Below are 19,609 nucleotides of genomic sequence, written 5' to 3'. Positions count from 1 at the left end.
GAGTCGTCAGATCCGCTCGAGCTGGTCGAGGAACTCGTCGGCCATCTCGACCTGACGACTGAGCTTCTCGCGACGGGCCGCGGCCTCGGCGCGCACACCGTCGAGGCGAGCCCGCACCTGCGGGTCGGCGGCATCCGCTTCGATCGCATCGACCACCTCGAGGAGCTCTCGCATCTCGTCGAGCGTGAACCCGAGCGGCTTCATGCGCCGGATGAGCAGGATGCGGGCGACGTCGCCCTCCGTGTAGAGCCGGAAGCCGCCGTCGGTGCGGGCGGACGGGGTGACGAGTCCGATCTCGTCGTAGTGCCGGAGGGTGCGGAACGAGAGTTCGGTCCGCTCGGCGACCTCGCCGATGCGCATCGTGCTCTCCGCCACGTTCTTCCCTTCGAATGGACGCAAACCTCACGTTACGTTAGGTTCGGTCGTGCGCGATGTGCGCGCCCCCATTCTTCCGCGTTGCCGGCATGCCGCGCGCATCCCCGAGTCATCGGAGCCCTCATGACCACCACCGCACCCGTGCGCCCCCGGATCGAACCGACCGTGCTGCAGGCGCTACGAAGCCCGCGACTGCTGACCCGTGAAGTCCTCGCCGGACTCGTCGTGGCCATCGCCCTCATCCCCGAGGCGATCGCCTTCTCGATCATCGCGGGCGTCGACCCCCGCGTGGGGCTCTTCTCGTCGTTCATCATGGCGGTCGCCATCTCGTTCCTCGGCGGACGCCCCGCGATGATCACGGCCGCGACCGGCGCCGTCGCGCTCGTCATCGCCCCCGTCGCCCGCGAGCACGGGATGGACTACTTCATCGCGACGGTGCTGCTCGGCGGCGCCATCCAGATCCTGTTCGGTGCCGTCGGCGTCGCGAAGCTCATGCGCTTCATCCCCCGGAGCGTGATGGTCGGCTTCGTGAACGCCCTCGCGATCCTGATCTTCCTCGCGCAGCTGCCGCAGCTGTTCGGCGACGGCATCCCCTGGCTCGTGTGGCCGCTGCTGGCGGTGGGACTCCTCATCCTCTACGCGATGCCCCGACTCACGAAGGCGGTCCCCGCTCCCCTCGTCACGATCGTGCTGATCACCGCCGCCGTCGTCATCTTCGCGTGGAACGTACCCACCGTGGGCGACCAGGGCGAGCTCCCCGAAAGCCTCCCGTCGCTCTTCATCCCGAACGTGCCGCTGACGCTCGAGACCCTGCAGATCATCGCCCCGTTCGCCATCGCGATGGCGGTCGTCGGGCTGCTCGAGTCCCTCATGACCGCGAAGCTCGTCGACGACATCACCGACACGCACTCCTCCAAGACCCGCGAAGCTCTGGGTCAGGGCGCCGCGAACATCCTGTCGGGAGCGTTCGGCGGCATGGGCGGCTGCGCCATGATCGGCCAGACGATGATCAACGTGAAGGCCTCGGGCGCGCGCACGCGCATCTCGACCTTCCTCGCCGGCGTGTTCCTGCTCATCCTCGTGCTCGCGCTCGGCGACGTCGTGGCGATCATCCCGATGGCCGCGCTCGTCGCCGTCATGATCATGGTCTGCATCGGCACGTTCGACTGGCACAGCGTGCGGATCTCGACGCTGCGTCGCATGCCCAAGAGCGAGACCGCCGTCATGGTCATCACCGTCGTCGCCACCGTCTGGACCCACAACCTCGCGATCGGCGTGGTGCTCGGCGTCATCGCCGCGATGGTCATGTTCGCGCGCCGCGTCGCGCACTTCGTGACGGTCACGCGAACGGTGGATGCCGCGGCATCCACCGCCCACTACGCAGTCGACGGCGAGCTGTTCTTCGCGTCGAGCAACGACCTGACGACGCAGTTCTCGTACTCGATCGATCCGGCGAACGTCGTGATCGACATGTCGCGCTCGCACGTGTGGGATGCCTCGACGGTCGCCGCGCTCGACGCGATCGTCAGCAAGTACGACCGGATCGGGACGGCGGTGACGATCGTCGGGTTGAACGACACGGCATCCGCGTTCCACGGTCGACTCAGCGGGAGACTCGGCGCCGGGGAGTGACGCACCGGGGTTGACCCGGGACGGGCAGACCTGAAGGATGCCGGGGGCGCCCGCATCGGGGCACGACGAAGGAGTCTCATGACGGAACCGGCGCGATTCGCGATCATCGGCACGGGCTGGCGCTCGGAGTTCTTCTTGCGGGTAGCTGCTGCGGCGCCCGCTCGGCTGCAGGCGGTGGGCGTGCTCGCCCGGTCCGATGCGTCTGCTGCCCGAGTCGCCGGGTGGGACGTGCCGGTGCATCGGTCGCTCGACGACCTGCTCGCCGCGCGACCCGATTTCGTGATCGCGTCGGTGAGCTGGCCGGCCATGCCGGGGGTCGTCACCGAGCTCGTGGAACGCGGAGTGCGCGTGCTGGCCGAGACGCCGCCGGCGCCCGATGCCGACGGTCTCCGGAAGCTCTGGCACGACGTCGGCGGCAGCCGACTCGTGCAGGTGGCGGAGCAGTACATGCTCATGCCGGGCCACGCCGCCCGCCTCGAGGTGGTGCGCTCGGGGGCACTCGGAACCATCGGCGGGGTGCAGGTCTCGTCGACGCATCTGTACCACGCGACCTCGATGATCCGGACGTTCCTCGATGCCGGGATGGCCGCGGCGACCGTGTCGGCGCGCACCTTCGTCGCGCCGCTCGTCGACCCGCTGAGCCCGGCGGGCTGGTCGGGGGATCTCGCCCCGAAGGAGCGGATGACGACGATCGCGACGCTCGATTTCGGCGATGGTCGGATGGGGCTCTACGACTTCGTCGACAACCAGTGGTGGAACCCGATCCTGTCGCGCCGGATCGTCCTCCGCGGCTCGCACGGCGAGCTCGTCGACGACACGGTGCGCCGCTTCGAGGGCGACGAGGTTATCACGTCGCCGATCACCTACCGCCGCACCGGTGTCGACCTGAACCTCGAGGGCAACGACGTGGTGTCGGCCGCCTTCGAGGGGCGCGTCGTCTATCGGAACCCGTGGGTGGGGACACGCCTGTCGGAGGACGACATCGCGGTCGCCTCGCTGCTCGAACTCACCGGCGAGTGGGCTCGCGGCGACGAGCCCGAGCCTTACCCACTGGCGGATGCCTGCCAGGACCACCTGCTGGGACTCGCGATCGGCGAGTCGGCCCGGACGGGTGTCGATGTGCGGGTCGAGCGGGACGTCTGGGGCTGACTCGGCTCAGGCGTTCGCGATGACGGCGACGACGGCCTCGCCGTACGCCTCTCGCTTCTTCGCGCCGATGCCGGTGATGCCGTCGAGGTCGGCGACCGACGTCGGACGGTGCTCGGCGAGGGCGCGCAGGGTCGCGTCGCCGAAGACGATGTAGGCGGGAACTCCCTGCTCTTTCGCCTGCTCGGCACGCCACGCGCGGAGCGCCTCGAAGAGGTCGCGGTCGCCCTCGGGCAGCGCGTCGGCGGCCGACTGCTTCTTCGCGCGAGTCGATCCGCCGCCGGTGCGGCCCAGGACGTCGCGGCGGAGCGGCACCGGCTCCTCGCCGCGGAGCACCGGCATGCCCGCGTCGCCGACAACGAGAACCCCGTACTCCCCCTGCGCGACGAGGATGCCGCGGGCCAGCAGCTGACGGACCACCGAGCGCCAGTCCTGCTCGGACAGATCGTTCCCGACCCCGTAGGTCGAGAGCTTGTCGTGGCCCTGCTGGCGGATGCGCTCGGTCGAGGCGCCGCGGACGATGTCGATGAGGTGGCCGGCGCCGAACGCCTGGTTCCGCTCGCGCTGCAGTCGCACGATCGTTGAGAGGAGCTTCTGAGCGGCGATGAGGCCGTCCCAGGTGTCGGGCTTGGTGAGGCAGGTGTCGCAGTTGCCACAGGCATCCGAGGACTGCCCGAAGTAGTTCAAGAGGTTCTGACGACGGCACGAGACCGTCTCGCAGAGGCCGAGCATCGCATCGAGGTGCTGCCCCATGCGCATCTTGTAGGTGCGGTCGCCGGGCGACTGGTCGATGAGGCGTCGCTGCTGGACGACGTCGCCGAGGCCGTAGGCCATCCACGCGACGGCGGGCTCACCGTCGCGGCCGGCTCTACCGGTCTCCTGGTAGTAACCCTCGACGGACTTCGGCAGGTCGATGTGCGCAACGAAGCGGACGTCGGGCTTGTCGATGCCCATGCCGAACGCGATCGTGGCGACCATGACGACGCCGTCTTCGCGGAGGAAGCGCGACTGGTGCCGGGCGCGGATCGAGGCATCCAACCCCGCGTGATAGGCCAGGGCGTCGAGACCCTGCGTCCGCAGATACTCGGCCGTCTGCTCGACGGACTTGCGGCTGAGCGCGTACACGATGCCGGCAGCGCCCTCGGGCTGGGAGCGGATGAACTGCACGAGCTGGCGGCGCATGTCGACCTTGGGCTCGATCCGGTACTGGATGTTCGGCCGGTCGAAGCTCGCGACGAAGTGGCGCGCGTCGGGAAGGTGCAGACGCTCGGTCAGCTCGGTGTGCGTCGCGCGGGTCGCGGTGGCGGTGAGCGCCATGCGCGGGACGCCGGGGAACCGTTCCGCGAGATCGCCGAGCGCGAGGTAGTCAGGGCGGAAGTCGTGACCCCACTGCGACACGCAGTGCGCCTCGTCGATCGCGATCACGCTGAGCTGCGCGCGCTGCAGGAGCGCGGTGGTCGCGGGAACGGAGAGACGCTCGGGCGCGACGTAGATGAGGTCGAGTTCGCCGTCGAGGAGCGCCTGCTCGACCCCGGCGCGTTCGGCAGGGCTCTGCGTCGAGTTCAGGAAAGCCGCGCGGACGCCGTTAGCGATGAGCGCCTCGACCTGGTCGTGCATCAGCGCGATGAGGGGGCTGACGACGAGTCCCGTGCCGGGACGCACGAGCGCAGGCACCTGGTAGGTGATCGACTTGCCGCCACCGGTGGGCATGAGGACGACCGCGTCACCGCCGGCGATGACGTGCGAGACGATGTCGCCCTGATCGCCGCGGAAGGCGGTGTAGCCGAAGACCTCGGTCAGGACCTTGACCGGATCGTCTCCGACGTGATCACGTCGTTCGAGTTGCAGGACGGATGCCGGCGGTGCCGCGGGGCGGGCGGGCTGAGCGCGGGCGGGGCGCACTTGTGCGGGCGGCGTGGGCTCGGCGCGCGAGGCGCGTGCGACGGATGCGGCGTAGTCGTCGTAACGCGGGTCTGGCGGAGGCGGCGAGTCGTAGTCCTCCGGCGGCGCGACGTCATCGGGATCCCACACGAGATCGGCGTAGGGGTCGTTCTGCCATCCGCCGTCACTCACCCGGTCAACCCTAGCCGCGGCATCCGACACGATCTGCGGATGTGGAGAGTCTCGGCGTCCTTGCGAGGATGGGGAGGAGGGGCGAGCATGGAACTGATCAGGTGCACGGCGGCGGATGCCGGTGAGGTCGAGGCGTTCCTGCGTGAGGTCGACCTGACCGTGACCGGTCTGGAGGCGCCCGCAGTGCGCCTGTGGGTCGAGCGCGACGACGACGGTCGGATCGTCGGGAGCACGGGATATGAGCTGAGCGGCGACGGGAAGCACGCGCTGATCCGGAGCGTGGCGGTGCGTCCCGAGGGCCGCTTGGCCGGGCGCGGACGCGAACTGGCGACGTGGGCGCTGGAGCTGGCCGCCGCCGACGGGGCGACCACGGCGTGGCTGTTCAGCCGCCGGTCGGGTGGGTTCTGGCAGTCGCTCGGGTTCGCCGCGGCGGATCGCGCGGAGCTCGCGCGGGTTCTGGCGGACACGCACCAGGTGCGGACGTTCGTCGAGACCGGGCAGTTGGCGCGCGAGGTCGCGTGGGCGCGGGGGCTTTCGGTTTAGGTCGCTCGGCGCGTTCGGGGCGCGCGTTCGCCTGTCCCGACTCGCCGTCGAGGGCTGCAGTGTGCGACAGGGGAAGCGCGGATGCCGCTCGGTGTCGCTCCCCTGTCACGACGCGCCGTCGGGTGCTGCAGTTTGCGACGGGGGAAGGGGAAGGGATGCCGGGGGTCAGCGGACGGTGAGGTCGCGGGCGTACCGACGGCACACGTAGACCCGCCGATATCGCGCGCGGAGGTCGGCTTCGTCCTCGATGCGTCCGTGCACGAATACGGTGACCGGACTGCTCAGACCGTCCGGCGTGGTGAAGTCGGACGGATCGTCGCCGTCGCCGAGGTAGACGTGGAGGTAGCGGGTGGTCTCCGCGAAGCCGTTCCGCTGATACCAGCGATTCGCGGCAGCATCTTCTCGGGTCCACGCATCGAGGGTCCGGACGCCGCGGCCCTCGAGCACGACCAGCGCATGCGAGAGAAGCCGCGTGGCGACGCCCGCATGCTGCCATCCGGGACGCACCGCGACGGAGTCGATCGTGGCCTCTGCGCCGTCGACCTCGATGTCGAGGATGCCGACGATCCGACCGCCGTCCGCCACTGCGACGAGCTCGATCGCGCCATCGGGAAGTCGAGTCCGCGACGGCTTCACATCGTCGTAGTACTGGGTCTGCACGAAGCTCAGCACCCGGCACGTGACCCAGCCGTCGGCGTCGGATTCCCGGTAGTCGCGGATGGTGACGAGAGCTGCGTCGGCGGGAGGCATCGGGGGATCCTTTCGGGGTGCACCGCACCTGGAACACCGTGGTCACGGTAGCGGATGCGGCGGTTTCCCACTCCAGGGACGATGTCGGAACCCCCTCCTAGTCTGGGACTATGTCCGGTGATGAGGAGTTCGAGCGGTGGCCCACCGAGGTGCCGCCCGACGTCCCGTCAACCCTGGACTGGGTGGTGATGTGCGCGGACATGGCGACCGTTCACGCAGCGCAGCGCTACCGGTGCATCGTCGCACTCTGGGACGACGCGATCGCGGAGGAACACAGGAACGACCGTGACGCAGTGCTCGTGGAACGGTCAGTACGCCTCGAAGTCGCGGGCGCACTGCGGATCACCGAGCACGCCGCCGGACGGCTGATGGGCCTCGGGCGCGCCTTGGTCTACCGGTACCCGACAGTGCTCGACTCCATGAGCCGGGCCGCGATCACCGACACGCACGCGACGATCATCGTCGACGGACTCGATCAGCTCGAGAGTGTGCGCGAGGACCTCGTCGCGGAGGTTCTCGCGGCCGCGGAGGAGATGGCCACCGGGCCATTCCGCCGCCACGTGCGACGGATCGTGGATCGGGAACGAGAAGCGACGCTCGCCGAGCAGCACGCCGCCGCCGTGACCCACCGCCACGTGCGCGTAGAGCCGGGCGTTGACGGGATGGCGTGGCTCACCGCGCACCTGCCCGCCGTCGAAGCACACGCGATCCTCGGCAGGCTCACCGCAATCGCGAAAACCCTCGACGACGAACGCACCCTCGACCACAAACGCGCCGACGTGTTCGGGGACCTCCTCATCGACGGGGAAACCACCTCCCTCCCCGACTCTGCCCGCGGCATCCGCCCGACCGTCGCGATCACCGTCCCCGCGTTGACACTCCTCACCGGTGACGGTCCCGCCGCGCAGGTCGACGGCGTCGGCCCGATCCCCCTCGACCGGGCGCGGGAGTTGTGTGGTGCGGCATCCGGGTGGATGCGGGTTCTCACCCACCCCGAAACGGGTGTCGTCCTCTCCGTCGGACGCGAGCAGTACCGGCCACCGGCCGACCTCCGACGCCTCGTCGCGTGGCGCGCAGCACGGTGCATGGCGCCCGGATGCGGGATTCCCGCCGACCGGTGCGACATCGACCACACCATCGACTGGCACCACGGCGGCCACACCGACGCGAGCAACCTCGCCCCGCTCTGCCGAGGCCACCACACCCTCAAACACCACACCGACTGGCGGGTCAGAGCGAAACCCGGCGGAACCCTCGAATGGACCTCACCCGCAGGACGGGTCTACCTCGTTCAGCCCGAACGCCGCATCCCGCAGTTCACCACCGACCCACCACCGTTCTAGGACGCGGACGCGAGTTCGTTCAGCCGCACCACGAAAGCCGTCATCGCATCGGCGCCGATCACGCCCGTGAGAGCGTCACCGAACCAGTGCCGCCACACGCGGTCGACATCCTGCGATGACACGCTGCCCTGTTGCGCGAGTATCCCGGCAAGCTCCGACGCCTCAGGGGCATACTCGTCCGGCGGAGCGCCATCCGGCTCACCCGGCGCCAGCCCATACGGGTCCACGTCGTTCAGCACCGCAATCACTGCATCGGTCCCGGAAGTCACCGAACCATCCTCGCCTCGACGATCCCCGGCGTGCCCGGGTCGGACTGCTCCGCGCCGTCGAACGCGAAACCGTTGCGGCGGTAGAACGCGATCGCCCGCGGGTTCTCGGTCGCCACCCACAGCGACGCCGGACCCTCACCGAGTACCGCATCGAACAGCGCCTGCCCCACGCCTGTCCCGTGATGTGCGGCCAGCACGTACAGGATGTACAGCTGCGCGCCGTCGTCGGCCGACCTGCCGGACATCGCGAAGCCGACCAGACCCCCGCCCGCCTCCGCCACCCGCACGGTGTGCTCCGGCCGCCGCGTCGACAGGATCTGCGTCCACATCCGGCGTCGCATGTCCGCCACGTCAGCGGTGAAGAACCCCTCCGGCAGCAGATGCTCGTACGTCTCGCGCCACGTCGCCACGTGGAGCGCGGCGATCGCCTCGGCATCCGTCATCTGCGGCTCACGCACCACGAACGTCACGCGCCGCACCACTTCTCCGCGAGGGTACGGATGACGTTCGCGTTGCGGTTCGTCGCGACGCCCAGCAGCTTCGCGGCACTCAGCGGGTCGACGGCGCCCTCCTGGTACCCCGGCTCCAGCAGCGCATGCGCGGCACGCCCGCTCACCACCATCCGACCCCGCCCGTCGGCGCGGGCCTCGACGTCCGCGACCTGCCCCGGGGTCAGGTCGTCCTTCAGCAGGTAGACGTAGTGCCGCGCGATCCCCGGGTGCGCGTCGGCCAGTTCACGAGTCTGCTGAGCGACGGCCCGGAACTCCGCGGCCGAATACACGATCGTCGGCACCTCGAAACCCCGGTCCGCCATGAACGCCTCCTCGAGGACTCGCTCAATCCGCTCGCGGGAGCGCATCCGCGACTCGAACCGCACGTTCCCCGTGTTGATGTGCGTCTCGACGCTCCCGAAACCGGCATCCTCGACGACACGACGGATGTCGCCCTTCGGGAACACGCGCTTCGCCCCCAGATTGATAGCCCGCAGAAACGCCAGATACGTCGTCACCCGCTCAGTCTGCCCGCTCGAACCGACATCGCCGCCGACAGGAGCAGGATGGACAGCATGAACGAGCTCACGCGCTGGCTCCGCGAGCAGCCCTCCCTTATCGGAACCCCGCCGCCGCTCGACGCCACCGACCTCCCCGCAGACCCGCACGAGCTGTTCGACACGTGGATCCGCCACGCCGTCCACGTGGGCGTCGCCGAGCCGCGCGCCACCACCCTCGCGACAGCGGATGCCGGTGGTCGCCCCGACGCGCGGACCCTCATCCTCAAGGGCGTCGACACCGACGGCTGGGCGTTCGCCGGCCCTCGATCATCGGCCAAAGGCGCCCAGCTCGCCGAGAACCCTGCGGCCGCTCTGAACTTCTGGTGGCAGCCCGTCATGCAAGCAGTGCGCGTTCGCGGCACGGTGAACGAGGCGGCGCCAGAGGAGAGCGCGGCCGACATCGGCGGCAGCCCCGCGGGCGCCCTCATCGAACCCGGCGAGTGGGTGCTGTGGCGGCTCATCCCCGAGCGCATCGAGTTCTGGCAGGGATCGCCCGACCGTCGACACGTCCGCATCGTGTACGCGCGCAGCGGCGACGGCTGGACCCGCGAAAGCTAGAGCCGCACGACCTCGGTCACGCGCACCACGGCGGCGCCCTCTTCGACGGATGCCTCGAGGTCGACCTCCGCCCGGATCCGCCAATCGTGGTCGCCGGCCGGGTCGTCGATGATCTTCTCCACCCGCCATATGCCGTTCGCGGCATCAGACTCGTCGAAGACGCACAGGGCGGGGCTGCGGGCGGCGCCGCCCGTCAGGATCTCGTCATGGTCGTCGAAGTAACGGTCGAGGACGTCGGGCCAACCGGCATCCGGATCCAACTCGACCAGCGCATCGTCGTTCTGCAGCGCGGCAAGCTGCACCCGGCGGAACATCTCGTTGCGGACCAGCACGACGAACGCGCGCCGGTTCGCGATCACCGACGGCGGCGCGGGCGGAACCACCGGCGCCTCAGGGTCCGCGGCCGGGTTGATCAGCGCCTGCCACTCGTCGACCAGACTCGAGTCGACCTGACGCACCAGCTCGCCGAGCCACTCGATGAGATCGAGCAGTTCGTCAGTGCGAGCCTCGGCCGGCACCGTCTGCCGGATCGCGCGATACGCGTCGGACAGGTACCGCAGCACCAGTCCCTCGCTCCGCCCCAGCTGATAGAACGACACGAACTCGCCGAACGACATCGCCCGCTCGAACATGTCGCGCACCACCGACTTCGGCGACAGCTCGAAGTCCCGCACCCACGGCTGGCTCGACGCGAACGTCTCGTAGGCCTGCGCGAGGAGCTCGGCGAGCGGCTTCGGCCACGTCACCGACTCGAGCAACTCCATCCGCTCGTCGTACTCGATGCCGTCGCGCTTCATCGCACCGACCGCCTCGCCGCGCGCCTTGTACTCCTGCTGCGACAGGATCGCGCGGGGATCGTCGAGCGTCGACTCGATCACGCTCACCACGTCGAGCGCGTAGTGACCACTGCCGACGCCGGCGTCACCGGCATCCGGATCGAGCAGGTCGATCGCGGCGAGCGCGAACGGCGACAGGGGCTGATTGAGTGCGAAGTTCGGCTGCAGGTCGACGGTGAGACGGATGCCGTCGGCATCCGCCACGACGATGTCCGCCGCCACGAGGGTCCGGAACAGCGCGATCGCCCGCCGGGCCAGGTCGTACTGCCGCGCCTTCGGCTCGTGGTTGTCGAAGACGAGCGAGCGGACGTTCGCGAACACGTCGCCGCCGCGTCCGATGACGTTGATGAGCATCGCCGTCGTCAGCTTGAGCTGCGGGGAGAGCGGCTCGGGCTCGGCCGCGACCAACCGCTCGAAGGAGCCCTCGCCCCAGTTCACAACACCCGTGGGCGCCTTCTTGCGGACGATCTTCTTGCGCTTGGCGGCATCGTCGCCGGCTTTCGCCAGCGCCACCGCGTTCTCGATCTCCCACTCCGGCGCCAACACGATGACGCTGCCGTGCGTGTCGTACCCCGCCCGTCCCGCGCGGCCGGCGATCTGGTGGAACTCGCGCGCCGAGAGCTGCCGCATCTTCGTGCCGTCGTACTTCGACAGCGCCGTGATCAGCACCGTCCGGATGGGGACGTTGATGCCGACGCCTAAAGTGTCGGTGCCGCAGATGACGCGGAGGAGGCCGCGCTGCGCGAGCGTCTCGACGAGCCGCCGGTAGCGCGGCAGCATCCCGGCGTGATGCACACCGATGCCCGAGCGGACGAGGCGCGACAGCGTCTTGCCGAACCCGGTCGTGAAGCGGAACCCGCCGATGGCATCGGCGATCTCGTCGCGCTGCTCACGGGTCGTGATCTTCACGCTCGACAGCGCCTGCGCCCGCTCGAGCGCCGCGGCCTGGGAGAAGTGGACGATGTAGACGGGCGTTTCGCGGTTCTCGAGCAGCCCCTCCACCACCTCGTGCACGGGCCGCCGGGCGTACGAGTAGTCGAGCGGCACGGGGCGCTCGACGCCCGCGATGTGCGCGACCAGTCGACCGGTGCGCCGCTCGAGGTCGCTCTTGATAGCCGAGACGTCGCCGAGGGTCGCCGACATCAGCAGGAACTGCGCCTTCGGGAGCAGCAGCAGCGGGACCTGCCACGCCCACCCGCGATCGGGATCGCCGTAGTAGTGGAACTCGTCCATCACCACCTGGTCGATCTCGGCATCCGGGCCGACGCGCAGTGCCACGTTCGCGAGGATCTCCGCGGTGCAGCAGATGATCGGCGCGTCGGGGTTCACCGACGAATCACCAGTGACCATGCCCACGGCATCCGGTCCGAAGATGTCGACGAGGGCGAAGAACTTCTCGCTGACGAGGGCTTTGATGGGAGCCGTGTAGTACGTTCGGCCGCCGCGGGCGAGGGATGCCGCGTGTGCCGCGACGGCGACGAGCGACTTGCCCGTGCCGGTCGGCGTCGCGAGGATCACGTGCGAGCCGGAGGCGAGCTCCATGACGGCTTCGTCCTGCGCGGGGTACAGGTCGATGCCGCGCTCGATCGTCCATTCGAGGAAGCCCTCGTAGACGGCGTCAGCAGTCGACCCCTCCGGGATCCGGTCCCGCAGCGTCGCACTCATCCCTCGAGTCTGCCTCACGGGCGTCGGGACGGTGTGCCCGGTGCAGGTCGGATCGGCTCCGGGCGCCGTCGAACCGGCTCCGACGGCGTCTCGCCCTGCACTGGGCACACGCGACGGGCGCGTCAGGGCATGTCGGACTTCGCCGCCAGCACGCGCGCGGCCGCCGCGTCGACCTCCGCGGCGAACTGCGGTTCCTTCTTCGCCTGGGCGAGCACCGCGTCGTACATGGCAGGGAACACCGACGGATCCGCCGAGACCAGCACGACGTCGACGCCGGCGCAGATCGCCTTCACGGCCCGCTCCGCCGGCGACCAGGCCGACACGGCCACCGCCTTCGAGAGGTCATCGGAGAACACGACGCCGTCGAAGCCGACCTCGCCGCGGAGAAGACCGATCACCTTCGGCGAGAACACGGCGAGTGTCGACCCGTCGATCCGGTCGTAGATCGCGGACGAGACCATCACCGTCGACGGCCCCGCCTCGGTGAGCGGACGGTAGACGTCCACATCGGGCCCGTCCGGCGTGACGACGGAGTCGACCACGTCCGCCGTGGTGTCGGTGTTCGCGGAGACGTGGCCGAGGCCCGGGAAGTGCTTGAACGTGGGCAGGATCCCGGCATCCCGCATCCCCTCCGCGAACGCGCCCGCCTTGGCGGCGACGGTCGACGCGTCGTACCCGTACTGCCGTCCGAAGCCGCCAATCGGCGGGTTGTCGAAGCGGGTCGCCTTGCTCGTGACGATGTCGGCGATCGGAGCGAGGTCGACGTTGACGCCGGCGGCGGCGAGCTCCCTCCCCCAGGTCTCGGCGGACGCGCGGAGCTGATCGTCGGAAAGGTCGGCCTGGCGGATGCCGTAGGGCATCGCATCGAATCCGGGGCCCTGGAGCACCTGCACCTCCCCGCCCTCCTGGTCCGTCGCGACCCACAAGGGAATCTGCGTCCCCGCGGCGGCGGTGAAGCGGGCGACGACATCGGCCGTCGCCTGCACGCCGGCGTGCGATCGGCCGCTCAGGAACACGCCGCCGGCGTGGCGGTCCTCGACGGCCGACAGGGTCGCCGGTGACGCGGCGGTGGCTGTCGTCCCGACCATGAACAGCTGACCGACCCGCTCTTCGAGCGTGAGGGCGTCGACCGGGCTCTGCGTCGGCGAGGGCGTCGGCGAGGGTGTCGCCGGTGGCGTGGCGGACGGCGCCGGAGAAGGGGCAGACGGTGTGGATGCCGACGGGCTCGACGCGGGCGGCGGGGAAGCCGCGGGCGACGCCGAGCATCCGGCGAGGATCGACGCGGTGAGCACCGCGCCGAGGGCAGACCATCTCAGTGACCGACGCACACCGACATTCTGCTCCTGCACGAGTGTGCCGTTCTCCGGATGAACGCCGCGGCACGCCCATCTCCGGCGCGGCAGACGCCGTTCATCCGGAGAACCGCAGAGTAACCTCGGTGCCGACGGTGCGTGCGCCCCGGCATCCACCGATCAGGACCCGACCGATGAGACCCCTCCGCCTCTCCCTGCTGCTGGCCCGCGTGCGGCCGGGACAGACCATCGCCCTCGCCTTCGGCGCCGTGCTGGCACTCGGCACCGGCGTGCTGCTGACGCCCGCGGCGACGCAGGGGCGGTCGGCGACGTTCATGGAGGCCCTGTTCACGGCCACGAGCGCGCTCTGCGTGACCGGTCACGTCATCGTCGACACCCCGACCTTCTGGTCGCCGTTCGGGCAGGGCGTGATCCTCGCGCTCATCCAGATCGGCGGCTTCGGCGTGATGTCGTTCGCGACTCTTCTCGGTCTGCTCGTCGCGCGGCGCCTCGGGCTCCGCACCCGGCTCACCGCGGTCAGCGAGACGCACACGGTCGCCGTGGGCGACGTCCGACGGGTGCTCGCCGGTGTCGCCCTCATCACCCTTGCCGTCGAGTCCGTCGTCGCCGCCATGCTGACGCTCCGCTGGTGGCTCGGCTACGGCGAGACCCTGCCGGACGCGATCTGGCTCGGTGTCTTCCACGCGATGAGCGCCTTCAACAACGCCGGGTTCGCCCTCTTCAGCGACAACCTCATGGGCTTCGTGACCGACCCGTGGATCTGCCTGCCGATCTGCGGCGCCATCATCCTCGGCGGCCTCGGCTTCCCCGTGATCATGGAGCTGCGACGGCGTCTGGGTCGCCCGCGGCACTGGACCCTCAACACCGTCACCGTCGTCATCGGCACGCTCGTCCTGCTGGTCGCCGGCACGATCGCCCTCACGGCGCTCGAATGGTCGAACCCCGCGACCCTCGGCGCGCTCGACCCGGCGGGGCGCCTGCTCGCCGGGTTCACCGCCTCGGTGATGCCCCGCACCGCCGGGTTCAACACGATCGACATCTCGCAGATGAACTCCGAGAGCTGGCTCGTCACCGACATCCTGATGTTCATCGGCGGCGGCCCTGCCGGCACGGCGGGTGGCCTGAAGATCACGACGTTCGCGGTGCTGTTCTTCATCATCGTGACCGAGCTCCGCGGCGGCGAAGCGGTCAACATGTTCGGCAAGCGTCTGCCTCGCTCGACCCACCGCGAGGCGCTCACCGTCGCGCTGCTGTCGGTCGGCCTGGTCGTCTCGGCCACGCTGGCGATCATGCTGATGAGTCCGTTCGCTTTCGACCGCGTGCTGTTCGAGGTCATCTCGGCGTTCGCGACGGTCGGCCTGTCGACGGGCATCACCGCCGATCTGCCGATCGCGGCGCAGGCGATCCTCGTGGTCCTCATGTTCATCGGACGACTCGGGCCCGTGCTGCTCGGGTCGGCTCTCGCCCTGACCGTGCAGAAACGTCAATACGAACTCCCGAAGGAGCGTCCGATCATTGGATAACCACTTCTGGTCGCGCCGCCGCGACAGCTCAGCCACCTCCGTGGCCGTCATCGGACTCGGCCGCTTCGGCGGCGCCCTCGCCGTCGAACTCGCGCGATCCGGCACGGAGGTGCTCGGCGTCGACGCGGACGAGGACATCGTGCAATCGCTCAACGGGGTGCTCACGCACGTCGTTCGGGCCGATTCGACTCGGCAGGCCGCCCTCGATCAGCTCGGCATCGCCGACTTCGACCGCGTCGTCGTCGGCATCGGGTCCGACATCCAGGCGAGCATCCTCACGACGTCGCTGCTGAAGCGGATGGGGGTGCGCTCGGTCTGGGCGAAGGCCATCAGCGAGCAGCACGGCCTCATCCTCGAGCAGCTCGGGATCGAGCACGTCATCTTCCCCGAGGCCGACATGGGCCGCCGGGTCGCACACCTGGTGCGCGGTCAGATGCTCGATTACGTCGAGTTCGACCGCGACCTCGTCGTCGCCAAGACGACGGCGCCCAGCGAGATCGTCGGCCGGACCCTCGAGGAGTCGGCGGTGCGGCGCCGCCACGGTGTCACGATCGTCAAAATCAAGGCCGCCGACGGCGAGTGGCACGCCGCGGGCGCGTCGTCGGTCGTGGGCGAGGGTGACACGCTCATCGTCATCGGCCCCGTCGCGCGAACGGAACGGTTCGCCGCACTGCAGTGACCGGCCGGCGGCCGTTCTCCGGATGGATGCCGCCGCGCGGGGCCGTTCGTGGGTCACAACTGCGATTCATCCGGAGTTGTGCCGGCCGCACGCGGGTGAGCGCGGCACGGCGCGGTCAGGCACGCCCCGGTGTGTGCAGACGGGCGAGGTACGCGCCCGCGCTCACGGGCGCGCCCGCGCGGTCGGTCAGCGACACGACGACGGTGACGGTCGTGGCGAGCGGGATCGTCCACGCGGCGGGCTGCGCGAGGAGCGGCGCCGCGAGTCCGACCCCGCCGACCGCCGCGTGCACGAGGAACGCCGCCCCGCACGCCGCCGCGCCGGTCACCATGCCGGCCACGGCGCCACGGGCCGTCAGCCGCGGCCACCAGATCGAGAGCAGCAGGACGGGCGACAGAGCGGATGCCGCGAACACGAACACGGCACCGACCGAGGCGACAAGCCCGGCCGGGACCGTGAGCAGCGCGATCGCGAGCGGGACGAGTGCGACGAGGACGGCCGACAGGCGGAACGAGCGGACGGACCCCGAGAAGACGTCCTGGCTGATGACGCCGGCGAGCGAGACGGTGAGACCCGCGGAGGTCGCGAGGAACGCCGCGAACGCACCGGCCACGACGAGCGCGGTCAGCAGCTCACCGACGACCCCGGGGAACACGCGCGCGGGCAGGACGAGCGCGACGGTGTCGGCGACGCCCGGCCGGGCGAGGTCGGGCGCGACCACCCGCGCGAGGAGACCGATGACGCTCGAGACGGCGTAGAAGACGCTCACCATGACGATGACGAGCACCGTCGTCCGCCGCGCGGAGCCGCCCGTGGGGCTCGTGTAGAACCGCACGAGCACGTGCGGGAGCCCCATCGTGCCGAGCAGCAGTGCGAGCAGCAGCGATCCCGCTGCGTACGCGTCGAGTCCCGACGGTCCCGCCTCTGCCGGGAACACGACCAGCGGGTCCACGTCGCGTGCGCCCCCGGTCACGGCGAACACGATGAGCACGGCCGGGACGAGCAGCGCCGTCAGCTTCAGCCAGTACTGGAACGCCTGCACGTAGGTGATGGACCGCATCCCGCCCGCCGCCGCAGCGGCAGCGACGAGCACAGCGACGAGGACCGCACCGACCCACGGCGGGATGTCGGCCACGACCTGCAGGGTGATGCCGGCACCGTGCAGCTGCGGCACGATGTACAGCCAGCCGATGAGCAGGCATCCCGCGCTCGTGACCCGACGGGCGAGGCGCGACTCGAGGCGTGCCTCGATGAAGTCGGGGATCGTGTACGCCCCGCTCCGGCGGAGGGGAGCGGCGACGAACAGCAGCACGAGCAGGTATCCGGCGGCGTACCCGATGGGAAACCAGAACCCCTCCGCACCGCTCAGGAGCACGAGTCCCGACAGGCCGAGGAACGTCCCCGCCGAGAGGTACTCCCCGCTGATCGCCGAGGCGTTCCACACCGGCCGGACGGTGCGGGATGCCACGAAGAAGTCGCTCGTGGTCCGCGAGACCCGCAGCCCGTACGCACCGATGAGCGCGGTCGCCCCGACGACGGCGGCGACCGCGACGAGGTCGAGCAGCGCGTTCACGCGCCCTCGTCGCGGAGCGCGCGCCAGCGCCGCTCGTTGCGGTTCGCTCCGCGGACGTAGAGGATCGCGAACCCGGCGATCACGGGGTAGAAGCCGAACGCGTGCAGCAGCCACGACAGCGGCACGCCGAGCAGCACGATGTCGTCGAGCTCGGGGATGAGGGTGAGCGCGCCGAGCAGCACCAGGGTCACCGTCACGAAGCCGAGCAGTGTGCCGAGCGCGAGGCGCAACTGCGAGCGCCGGAGCGCCCGCGCGTAGGCCGCCTCCGCGTCGTCGACCGGCGCACCCGGCAGGGCGATGCCGCGCGTCGGGGCGCCCGGGCGCCCGGCTCCCGCGGTGACGCGCACCCGCTCCCGGGTCACGATCCGCCTCGCCCGACGAGCGCTTCGCGCACCGCGGGTAGCAAGCGCCGACTCACCGGCAGCGCGATGTCGTCGATCCAGACCGTCGGTTCGGCTCCCGCGAGACGGACCTCGGTGACGGATGCCGCCCGCACGAGGAACGAGCGATGGACCCGGACGAAGCCGGCATCCCCCCACCGGGTCTCGAGTTCCGAGATCGGGATGCGGACGAGATGCCCCGATGGGCCGTCGGTGTGGAGCCGGGTGTAGTCGCCCTCGGCGCGCACCCAGCGGACGTCGCTGCGGTGCACGAAGCGCACGGCCGACCCGACCGTGACGGGCAGCACCTCGTCGGACTCGGCGGGGCGATCGTCCACGGCGATCCGGTCGACGGCGCGGCGCAGGCGCTCCACCCGCACGGGCTTGAGCAGGTAGTCGAGCGCGCGCAGCTCGAACGCGTCGACCGCGTGCGCGTCGTCGGCGGTCACGAACACGATGGCGGGGGGCGTCGCGAGCCCACGCAGGGCACCGGCGAGCTCGAGGCCCGTGATCCCCGGCATGTGGATGTCGAGGAACGCCGCGGCGACGGGACGCTCGGTGAGCAGGCGCAGCGCCTCGGCACCCGACGACGCCGTCAACACCTCGCCGATGCGGTCGTCGGAGCGCAGGAGGAAGGCGAGCTCGTCGAGCGCGGGCTTCTCGTCGTCGGCGACCAGGACGTCGATCACGACGCTCACTCCTCGCCCCGCGTCAGGTGGTGCGGCTGCGACTTCGGGATCCGCATGCGGACGAGGGTACCCGCGCCCGGCGCGGTCTCGACGACGAGTCCGCCCTCGGCGCCGTACAGCTGGCGGAGGCGCGTGTCGACGTTCCGCAGCCCGACGTTCCGGCCGTCATCGGCGCGGGTCAGGAGCGCGTGCAGCTCTTCGGGGTCCATCCCCGCGCCGTCGTCCTCGACCGTGATCTCGGTGTGGGTCGCGGCATCCTCCGACGCGATCAGGATCGTGCCGCCACCCTCCCCCGGCTCGAGCCCGTGGCGGACGGCGTTCTCGACCAGGGGCTGCACCGACAGGAACGGGATGACGGTCGCCAGCGTCTCGGGTGCGATCCGCAGCGTCACCGACAGCCGCCCGCCGAAGCGCGCGTGCTCGAGTTCGAGGTAGGAGTGGATGCTGCGGAGCTCCTCGGCGACGGTGGTGAACTCCCCCTGGCGCCGGAACGAGTAGCGCGTGAAGTCGGCGAACTCGAGCACCAGTTCGCGGGCGCGCGGTGGGTCGGTGGAGATGAACGAGGCGATCGCGGTGAGCGCGTTGTAGATGAAGTGCGGCGAGATCTGCGCGCGGAGCGACCTCAGCTCGGCCTCGGCGAGCGCTGCCCGCGACGCGTCGAGTTCGCCCAGGGTGGCCTGCGCCGCGCACCAGTCCGCAACCTCGCCGGCCGCGCGGACGAGCGCGGCGCGAACGGGAGCGGCGAAGGCGATCAGTACCCCTGCGACGGCGCCATCGACGCGGACGGGCGCGCCCACCGCCTCGAGACCGTCCCCGCCGTCGGCACGAGGGAAGACCCGGCGCTTGCCGGTCTCGGCGACCTGCGCCGCGATGCGGCGGGCCGCGGCATCCAATCCCTCGGTCTGTCCATCACGGGCCACGACGACATCGCCGACCACGAGCATCACGGCCGGGCTCCCGAGGACGGCGCGCAGGTGCCGCGCAGCCCGAGCGACGTCGGCGGTGTCGAGCCCGCCGCGCAGATAGGGAGCGGCGAGGCTCGCCTGGTGGAGCGCCCGGTAGGTCGCCTCCTCAGCTTCGCTCCCGAGTCCGCCCGGCCCGCGCGCGTAGCGCCGGGCGAGCAGGAGCAGCGCCGACAGCACGATGCCGCCGACCACGCCGAGCACAGCGGCGAGGACGACGGCATCGGTCATGCGACGAGCCTAGATCCC

Annotated in this window: 19 protein-coding genes; 7 read left to right on the top strand and 12 right to left on the bottom strand. The window is 70.5% G+C overall.

Annotation, left to right across the window (positions count from 1 at the left end):
- Positions 1–6 precede the first annotated feature (6 nt).
- Positions 7–375 (bottom strand): MerR family transcriptional regulator, encoded by a 369-nt coding sequence (locus tag ABQ271_RS00955; RefSeq protein WP_349309699.1) that lies wholly within the window; start codon positions 373–375, stop codon positions 7–9.
- Between the two features lie 123 nt (positions 376–498).
- Between ABQ271_RS00955 and ABQ271_RS00950 the strand changes: the two genes are divergently transcribed.
- Both ABQ271_RS00950 and ABQ271_RS00945 read left to right on the top strand, forming a co-directional pair.
- Entirely contained in the window at positions 499–2,007 is a 1,509-nt protein-coding gene (locus tag ABQ271_RS00950; protein WP_349309698.1) for a SulP family inorganic anion transporter, read from the top strand.
- A 78-nt stretch (positions 2,008–2,085) separates the two neighbouring features.
- Positions 2,086–3,156, top strand: a complete 1,071-nt coding sequence (locus ABQ271_RS00945) for a Gfo/Idh/MocA family oxidoreductase (RefSeq protein ID WP_349309697.1) — start codon at positions 2,086–2,088, stop codon at positions 3,154–3,156.
- A 6-nt stretch (positions 3,157–3,162) separates the two neighbouring features.
- On the opposite strand, the gene recQ is transcribed toward ABQ271_RS00945, so the two are convergent.
- The gene (gene recQ, locus ABQ271_RS00940) at positions 3,163–5,226 is read right to left on the bottom strand and encodes a DNA helicase RecQ (protein WP_349309696.1); all 2,064 of its coding nucleotides are present in this window, start codon (positions 5,224–5,226) and stop codon (positions 3,163–3,165) included.
- Positions 5,227–5,313: 87 nt separating this feature from the next.
- Between recQ and ABQ271_RS00935 the strand changes: the two genes are divergently transcribed.
- Complete coding sequence (locus tag ABQ271_RS00935) at positions 5,314–5,769, top strand: GNAT family N-acetyltransferase (protein ID WP_349309695.1); 456 nt, start codon at positions 5,314–5,316, stop codon at positions 5,767–5,769.
- 165 nt (positions 5,770–5,934) lie between these two features.
- On the opposite strand, the gene ABQ271_RS00930 is transcribed toward ABQ271_RS00935, so the two are convergent.
- Positions 5,935–6,519: a GNAT family N-acetyltransferase gene (locus tag ABQ271_RS00930; RefSeq protein ID WP_349309694.1), complete on the bottom strand. Its 585-nt coding sequence runs from the start codon at positions 6,517–6,519 to the stop codon at positions 5,935–5,937.
- Between the two features lie 110 nt (positions 6,520–6,629).
- Between ABQ271_RS00930 and ABQ271_RS00925 the strand changes: the two genes are divergently transcribed.
- Positions 6,630–7,862: a DUF222 domain-containing protein gene (locus ABQ271_RS00925; RefSeq protein ID WP_349309693.1), complete on the top strand. Its 1,233-nt coding sequence runs from the start codon at positions 6,630–6,632 to the stop codon at positions 7,860–7,862.
- Here ABQ271_RS00925 and ABQ271_RS00920 read toward each other — a convergent pair.
- Genes ABQ271_RS00920 through ABQ271_RS00910 form a run of 3 tightly spaced genes read right to left on the bottom strand, consistent with a single transcriptional unit; the run spans position 7,859 to position 9,140 of the window.
- The gene (locus ABQ271_RS00920) at positions 7,859–8,131 is read right to left on the bottom strand and encodes a hypothetical protein (protein WP_349309692.1); all 273 of its coding nucleotides are present in this window, start codon (positions 8,129–8,131) and stop codon (positions 7,859–7,861) included. The genes ABQ271_RS00925 and ABQ271_RS00920 overlap by 4 nt on opposite strands.
- Positions 8,128–8,613, bottom strand: coding sequence for a GNAT family N-acetyltransferase (locus ABQ271_RS00915; protein WP_349309691.1), 486 nt, complete (start codon positions 8,611–8,613; stop codon positions 8,128–8,130). Before ABQ271_RS00915 ends, ABQ271_RS00920 begins: the two co-directional genes overlap by 4 nt.
- Positions 8,598–9,140, bottom strand: coding sequence for a DUF1697 domain-containing protein (locus tag ABQ271_RS00910; RefSeq protein WP_349309690.1), 543 nt, complete (start codon positions 9,138–9,140; stop codon positions 8,598–8,600). Before ABQ271_RS00910 ends, ABQ271_RS00915 begins: the two co-directional genes overlap by 16 nt.
- A 57-nt stretch (positions 9,141–9,197) precedes the next feature.
- Between ABQ271_RS00910 and ABQ271_RS00905 the strand changes: the two genes are divergently transcribed.
- Positions 9,198–9,740 (top strand): pyridoxamine 5'-phosphate oxidase family protein, encoded by a 543-nt coding sequence (locus ABQ271_RS00905; protein ID WP_349309689.1) that lies wholly within the window; start codon positions 9,198–9,200, stop codon positions 9,738–9,740.
- Here the strand turns inward: ABQ271_RS00905 and ABQ271_RS00900 are convergent.
- Together ABQ271_RS00900 and ABQ271_RS00895 are read right to left on the bottom strand one after the other, a co-directional pair.
- Positions 9,737–12,241, bottom strand: a complete 2,505-nt coding sequence (locus ABQ271_RS00900; protein ID WP_349309688.1) for a DUF3516 domain-containing protein — start codon at positions 12,239–12,241, stop codon at positions 9,737–9,739. The two genes, ABQ271_RS00905 and ABQ271_RS00900, sit on opposite strands and share 4 nt — an antisense overlap.
- Positions 12,242–12,363: 122 nt before the next feature.
- Positions 12,364–13,569, bottom strand: a complete 1,206-nt coding sequence (locus ABQ271_RS00895; protein WP_349309687.1) for a glycoside hydrolase family 3 N-terminal domain-containing protein — start codon at positions 13,567–13,569, stop codon at positions 12,364–12,366.
- A 158-nt stretch (positions 13,570–13,727) separates the two neighbouring features.
- On the opposite strand from ABQ271_RS00895, the gene ABQ271_RS00890 reads away from it, so the two are divergent.
- Both ABQ271_RS00890 and ABQ271_RS00885 read left to right on the top strand, forming a co-directional pair.
- The gene (locus ABQ271_RS00890) at positions 13,728–15,077 is read left to right on the top strand and encodes a potassium transporter TrkG (protein WP_349309686.1); all 1,350 of its coding nucleotides are present in this window, start codon (positions 13,728–13,730) and stop codon (positions 15,075–15,077) included.
- A complete protein-coding gene (locus ABQ271_RS00885; protein ID WP_052009429.1) occupies positions 15,070–15,756 on the top strand; it encodes a TrkA family potassium uptake protein in 687 nt (228 codons plus the stop codon). The genes ABQ271_RS00890 and ABQ271_RS00885 overlap by 8 nt, the downstream gene beginning before the upstream one ends.
- A gap of 115 nt (positions 15,757–15,871) precedes the next feature.
- Here ABQ271_RS00885 and ABQ271_RS00880 read toward each other — a convergent pair whose 3' ends face one another.
- The 4 genes from ABQ271_RS00880 to ABQ271_RS00865 are packed head-to-tail and all read right to left on the bottom strand — an operon-like array spanning position 15,872 to position 19,591.
- Positions 15,872–17,329 (bottom strand): cation acetate symporter, encoded by a 1,458-nt coding sequence (locus tag ABQ271_RS00880; RefSeq protein ID WP_349309685.1) that lies wholly within the window; start codon positions 17,327–17,329, stop codon positions 15,872–15,874.
- Positions 17,326–17,691: a heavy metal transporter gene (locus ABQ271_RS00875; RefSeq protein ID WP_349309684.1), complete on the bottom strand. Its 366-nt coding sequence runs from the start codon at positions 17,689–17,691 to the stop codon at positions 17,326–17,328. Before ABQ271_RS00875 ends, ABQ271_RS00880 begins: the two co-directional genes overlap by 4 nt.
- Positions 17,688–18,407 (bottom strand): LytTR family DNA-binding domain-containing protein, encoded by a 720-nt coding sequence (locus ABQ271_RS00870; RefSeq protein WP_349309683.1) that lies wholly within the window; start codon positions 18,405–18,407, stop codon positions 17,688–17,690. Before ABQ271_RS00870 ends, ABQ271_RS00875 begins: the two co-directional genes overlap by 4 nt.
- Positions 18,404–19,591, bottom strand: a complete 1,188-nt coding sequence (locus tag ABQ271_RS00865) for a histidine kinase (protein WP_349309682.1) — start codon at positions 19,589–19,591, stop codon at positions 18,404–18,406. The genes ABQ271_RS00870 and ABQ271_RS00865 overlap by 4 nt, the downstream gene beginning before the upstream one ends.
- Positions 19,592–19,609 lie beyond the last annotated feature (18 nt).

Source organism: Microbacterium sp. MM2322, from assembly GCF_964186585.1.
Taxonomy (GTDB): Bacteria; Actinomycetota; Actinomycetes; order Actinomycetales; family Microbacteriaceae; genus Microbacterium.
This window is presented reverse-complemented; position numbering and strand designations above follow the sequence as displayed.